This window comes from Kitasatospora sp. NPDC001159 (assembly GCF_053598235.1).
Map to the genome: position 1 here is coordinate 1 of NZ_JBSFJV010000271.1, position 1,616 is coordinate 1,616.

A 1,616-nucleotide genomic window follows, 5' to 3' on the forward strand; every position below is an offset into this window, starting at 1 on the left:
CGGACCGGTACATCGCCACCGCACGCTCACGCAATTCGAGTGGGTACTTCATCGGTGCGGCCATCGTGGGGCTTCCTTCCATGCTCCCCATCTGAGCGGCCCGGCAGGCGGCCCCGTCCGCACCCGGACTCGCGGTGGACGGCAAGACCGTGCGCGGCGCCCGCCGCCCCGACGGCACCCAGGTCCACCTGCTCGCGGCGATGAGCTCCGACGGCCTGGTCCTTACCCAGCGCGAGGTCGACGCCAAGACCAACGAGATCACCGTGTTCCAACCCATGCTCACCCCACTGGAATTGACCGGATACGTGGTCACCTTCGACGCCCTGCACAGCCAGATCGAAACCGCCCGCTTCCTGGTCGAGGACAAGCACGCCCACTACATCGCACTCATCAAGGGCAACCAGCCCACCCTGCACCGGCAGCTCAAGCGGCTGCCCTGGAAGGACATCCCGCTGCTGGACAGGACCCGCGCCACCGCGCACGGAAGGGACGAGATCCGCCGGATCAAGGTCTCCACCGTCGCCGAGCTGCCGTTCCCCCACGCGGACCAGGCCCTGCAGATCGTCCGGCGCCGCCGCACCGTGTCCACCGGCAAGATCACCCTCGAACGCGTCTACGCGGTCACCAGCCTGACCGCCCAGCAGGCCGGAGCCGCCGAGATCGCCCGCCGCGTCCGCGAGCACTGGGGCATCGAGAACAAGATCCACCACGTGCGCGACACCACGTTCGACGAGGACGCCTCCCGCGTCCGGACCGGGACCGCACCCCGCGCCATGGCAGCCCTGCGCAACCTGGCCATCGGCGCCCTCCGCCTGACCGGCTGCGACAACATCGCCGCTGGCCTGCGCAAGCACTCCCGCGACGCCACCCGGCCGCTGGCCACCCTCGGCATCACGTGATCAACACGGACACATCGCGAGAACGACGCAGCCCTGGGCCCGGCCCACTCGTCCGAGCGTGCGTCGCAGCCAGTTCTGACGGATCGCAAAGGTGTTGCCCTTGAAGTTCGACGGGCGTTGGATAGGCGCTCCGGGCCGGTCCCCACACCCGGCCCGCAGCACAGGAAGGAACCGATGCCCTGTGACCGACTCCCACGCCGAGCAGCCGAGCACCCGCCGCCGTATCGACTGCGAGGACTGCCAAGCCGGACCGGACAGCGGCGACATCCGCACCATCTCGATCGGCCGTGACATGACCGTCACGGAGATCTGGCACACCGACCAGTGCCCCACCTACACGATCGAGCGGATCCTAATGGAGGCCAGCGCCGCGAAGGTCAAGGAACAGGACGCGAGGGCCAAGGACGCCTTCCCCGCCGCCCACCAGCGACTCCATGACGCCGCAGCCGCCCTCCCGGCCGACAACGCCGCAGCACCGTTCGTCGCGGCCCTTCTGGAACTCGTCCAGGCCCAGGCCGACGACACCGTCCGCTTCGTCGCCCTGCCGACCTGGACCGCGATCCTCGACCGGAACTTCCCACCGCAGGACCCCACCTGAGCGGCCCCGCCACACCTAACTGACGGCGACATGCCGAAGGCGCCGGGCCACCATGGTGGCCCGGCCCCGGTCTGACAACAATGACTCTCGTCGTCAGCCGCACCGGCCCCGGTCCCGCC

General features: G+C 69.7%; 1 protein-coding gene and 1 pseudogene. Both read left to right on the forward strand.

Annotated elements, in window-relative coordinates; genetic code table 11:
• Positions 1 to 131 precede the first annotated feature (131 nt).
• Positions 132 to 899 (forward strand): annotated as a pseudogene (locus tag ACWC9T_RS41790) (ISAs1 family transposase); the annotation flags it as partial.
• Between the two features lie 181 nt (positions 900 to 1,080).
• Positions 1,081 to 1,497 carry a hypothetical protein gene (locus ACWC9T_RS41795; RefSeq protein ID WP_449826247.1) on the forward strand — a complete coding sequence of 139 codons (417 nt, stop codon included), beginning with the start codon at positions 1,081 to 1,083 and terminating at the stop codon, positions 1,495 to 1,497.
• Positions 1,498 to 1,616: the final 119 nt, after the last annotated feature.